The following is a 4,298-nucleotide window of genomic DNA, read 5'->3' as shown; positions in this document are numbered from 1 at the left end:
TCACGGCTCGGACGCAATGCACGGGAACTGCGCCGCGCCGCTGATCAACTGCAAGACAAGGGTGTTCACATCATCGCCCTCAAAGAAGGTGCCGACACCCGAACCTCAGCAGGCCGAATGCTGTTCGGATTCTTATCGGTGCTGGCCGAGTACGAACATGAGCAGATCATGGAGCGCACCGAAGCCGGACGCGAGAAGGCCGCGAGTCTTGGTCGTCGTGGTGGCCGACCGCCTAAGCATGACCAGGAGATGATCGTGCGGGCCTTGGAGCTGCACAAGAATCCAAACCTGACGGCCAAGGACAAGGCGAAGCTGCTGGACGTATCGGTCGCCACGTTCTACCGACTCATTCAAAAGGACGCCGCCTAGTTCCCCACGGCTACAGGCCCGGCCATGAGTGACATCTTCACTCGTGGACCGGGCCATCGTCATTTTTCTAGGCAAGGCCCTGTGAGTCGTTCTAAGCGCCTCACTAGAACTGCCCAATGTGAACACACGGCCATACGTGAGAGGCCGGGAGACAGGCGCACAGCGCCGCTCTGCGCCATGTTTGACGGGGTGCTCATGAGCAGTGTTCGACACCCCTATCAAATCAGCGTGAGTAATAGTCATGGGGAGTAGTCACTGACACCCCCAGCTAATCCCTGGAATCATGCGGCGTGAAGGGTGCTGGATATCCCCTCGAACACCCTGCACTAAGTGTGGTCATCGTGTGGGACACTGTGCCCATGACGGACGCGACGCCTACCCCTGAACCCCCTGAGCACACTGGAACCAGTGAGGCCACGTTCGGAATGAAGAAGGCCGCGCAGGTTGCCGGCATCTCCGTGTCCACCATCCGACGCAATAAGAAGCGTTTGCAGGAGTGTGGAGCGGAGATCTCCCCGGACGGTTGGAAGGTGCCTATCAGCGCACTGGTGGCATCAGGTCTCATGCGTAAACAAACACCCCCAGATCCTGACGAAGGAAAGCTGCAAAGCCCTCTGGACTCCATCAGCAGTGTTGAACGAGTGCGCCAACTAGAACGCGACGTTCTAGAGCTGAAGCATCGAGCCGAGCTAGCAGAGGAACGGCAACGTTCAGCGGAACATCGTGCGCAAAATGCGAGAGAGCTTGTGGATGCACTTACGGAGACACTTAAGGTAGAAAGAAGAATGATCTCATCTCAGTTTTCTAATGAGAAAATTTTAGATAATAAAGAAAATGTTGCCGAGGAGAAAGAATTAGAGAGCCTCGATCCTAAATATAAAAAATCAGTTTGGAGTAGGCTATTTAAATCTTCTAATTAATTCTATTTTCTGCGTTTGTGATCATTTCCTCAATCAGAGTGAATACTTCTTCTATCCGATTAGGCTTTAATTTGACAGGATCAGGAGAATACCTAGATTGTTCTCGATTGTTTTTTAGATCACATAGGACTTCGTAATGACTTTTCGGAGAATTTTCTAGGTTTGTCCAACCATAGAACCACTTCGCCCTAACGCCATGTTTTTTAGTGCTGGCTCCTCCAAATGTGAGCATTTGGGCTTGGACGGTCAGCTCTGCTGCTGAGTAGGCATTATCCCAGGCGACATCTATTGACTTATCTTTCGCTTCTTTTGCTATCTCAAAAAATGCTCTGGCCTTTCCTATCAGTGCCGATGCATCCGCTTTATTTCTTCGAGCATCGAAGGCGAAGGCTGCTTTTCCTTCAGCTATTTTTGCATAGCATATCCACCCGCTATTCGGATCAATGTCCGCAGGATAAACGTTCTCAAGTGTTGATAGATCACCGGAGGTTACTTCCTCTCCGGCCTTAAGATCTCGTGCTGCTTTGCCCGTAACAATTAGCGTAGCCTCACTATTGAGAAAAACTTTTACAGAATTTTCTTCGCCAGCTGGCATTTCTACAAGGACTTTATATATCTCGTCTTTGCTAAGACTTAATGATCTTTTTTGAAGTTCCGGAACAACCCATAGCGAGAACATTTCGCTCACTAGCGAATCGTATAGATCATTCGTTTTATCTTCATCCATGTTGCAGTAGTACTTCATTAGCGGAGCCCCCGCAAGGGCAGATGATCCCGGAGGGCTCGCGTAGCGGAATGAAGAAATTCAGCGACACGCCCCTAGACGTGCGGAAGGGCACCGCGCCAACGGTGCCCTATCCTGAAGTCAGTCACTACAACTGAGTCCATTCTAGCAACCGCGCCAACGGTTGCAATGGAGCCTCCAGCGATGGAAGACCTGGAGGTGGCCTGAGACGTGGCCACGCATCAACATCACCAGTCGCCTCACACGCGATGCTCACCGGGTTAGCGCCGGTTCTTTGTCGAGCGCGTAGACGGGGGTTATCACCTGGTCGAGCAATCCCAGGAATCGAAGGAACGCCACGCCCTACAGCGCCGTCACGGACAGCAGCCCTGCCGTGATGGAGCCGGAGCTACGCGCACATGCCGCCGTTGCGAGCCGCTAATAAAGCTTGCCGAGCGTGAAGCCATGAGCTTCCTCGATGCCGACCGACCCGACCGACCGGGCTGGACACATCACCGCTTGCCTTTCCTAGTCTTCAGTTAATCCCTGAAGCAGCAAGGGCGAGCTCTCTCCACCTCCCTCCCCTCTCTCCCAGGCTGGCCGATGGAGCGCTCAGAAACAGCACCACAGAGAAGCTCAGCACGTAGGTGGAGAGAAAAAGGCAGTGCGAGCTTGTGAGCTCCTTTGCCCTGGAACCTCCCCAGAACGCCTGGATAAGAGAGATCACCTATTCCCCTCGTGCGGAGTGTGTCCTAGTCGGGCAGATTCCCCGGCTTAACAGGGCTGTTGTCCTCTCGATATGGCATCCTGGGCGGTACATCCCCCGATTCAAAATGTAACCGTCTGAACAGGAGTTTAATGCCTCAGAAAGCCGCTTCAAACTGTCGTGAAGTGATTGCTCGACATGGCAAGGGCAAGGCTGTTAGGTGCCAAAATATTGGTAATCGCAGTGGGTACTGCCCCAAGCACTATAAGCAGTGGATAAAGAATGTTCGACGTTGTGACTATGAGGGCTGCACCAACATCCTTACGCGTCCTGGAAATGGCCCCAAGTCGAAGCGAATCAATGGACGGCGCATGCGTTGGCCGGACGGCAAGGTACATGCGCTGTGCCGCTTCCACGAGGTGCTACACCTACGACTTACCCCTTCCATTGAGCAGTTGAATCTTGCTCGCCTAGCCCAAGGGATCCAAGCAGGTGGCCCTACCGGGGAGTGCTGGATCTGGTCTGAAGGCAAGGGCAAACATAACGACGACATATACCCACTCATGGACCCTGAGGGATCTAATGGCGACGATTGGTTCACCCATAGAGTCAGTTGGTACTTGTTGAACTCCACGGGCTGGGGACACTCGCAATCGAAGCAGATCGCTCATCGATGCAATGTGCGATCGTGCATCAACCCATCACACCTGGAACCAGCAACACCAACTGCGAACGCTAAGGACAAAAAGAGAAAAGCACGCGCCGCCTCTCGCAAATACTGGGGACCAGCTGCACATAACTTTGCAGTCAAGAACAATTTACCCAATCCGTTCCCGTTACGTGATCGGGACAAGAGCAATCCATGGGACGACGGTTTAGTTGTGGAACCCGTCACAGAGTATGGAATGCCGGAATTGCAGGGAATCAAGTAGCTGAAAGAGTTATGCACCTGTACACGGCCTGAGCTGCTAACACGTACCGATCAGTCGCGAAAGTTTTGAAGGGGGTGTACCCCCACCCTTGTGCGCGGCCCCCTCGACCTTGCGTCATTGTGTGCCCAATCCTGCCGTGTGAACCATCATTGCGTTGCCTGATCCCCTGTGAACGTGCGTCTCTCAAATCTCATAACTAAACGAGAGAGCCACAAGGAGCTGTTGAAGTCTCGGAATGACTCGAAACATGTCTCTCAAAACTGTATTGCAAAACTGTTTCGAGTCATCTAATATTGAGAGTGAGTTAATGAGAGATACTCTCGACCCAGATAGGAACAGGCCATGAGCACCGACACCACAAACCACAACGTCATCGGGTACATCCGCGTGAGCACGAAAGCGCAAGCGGATCACGGCACCAGCTTGGACACGCAACGCGAGCACGTTCAAGCGCACGGAGCTACCAAGGTGTTCGAGGATGCCATGAGCGGGACCAAGGCCGAGCGCCCCGGTTACCAGGAGATGTTGGCCTATCTGCGCCCCGGTGACGTGGTGGTAGTCAGCTACCTGTCACGGCTCGGACGCAATGCACGGGAACTGCGCCGCGCCGCTGATCAACTGCAAGACAAGGGTGTTCACATCATCGC

General features: G+C 53.3%; 4 protein-coding genes. 3 read left to right on the top strand and 1 reads right to left on the bottom strand.

The annotated features are described in order from the left end of the window. Window positions 1–369, top strand: a 369-nt coding sequence (locus EWV37_RS15350; protein WP_165189502.1) for a recombinase family protein, incomplete at its 5' end; no start/stop codon positions are given. A 359-nt stretch (window positions 370–728) separates the two neighbouring features. Next, window positions 729–1,289, top strand: a complete 561-nt coding sequence (locus EWV37_RS15345; protein WP_129702501.1) for a hypothetical protein — start codon at window positions 729–731, stop codon at window positions 1,287–1,289. On the opposite strand, the gene EWV37_RS15340 is transcribed toward EWV37_RS15345, so the two are convergent. Next, a complete protein-coding gene (locus EWV37_RS15340; protein ID WP_238663366.1) occupies window positions 1,282–1,968 on the bottom strand; it encodes a HEPN domain-containing protein in 687 nt (228 codons plus the stop codon). The genes EWV37_RS15345 and EWV37_RS15340 overlap by 8 nt on opposite strands. Window positions 1,969–3,993: 2,025 nt before the next feature. Here EWV37_RS15340 and EWV37_RS15335 point away from each other — a divergent pair. After that, window positions 3,994–4,298 (top strand): recombinase family protein (locus tag EWV37_RS15335; RefSeq protein ID WP_165189496.1); only part of this gene is annotated, 305 nt, incomplete at its 3' end.

The organism is Kocuria carniphila (assembly GCF_004136555.1).
In the GTDB taxonomy this organism is placed as follows: domain Bacteria; phylum Actinomycetota; class Actinomycetes; order Actinomycetales; family Micrococcaceae; genus Kocuria; species Kocuria carniphila.
The sequence above is the reverse complement of the archived record's forward strand: the minus strand, read 5'-3'. Positions and strand labels throughout refer to the sequence as shown.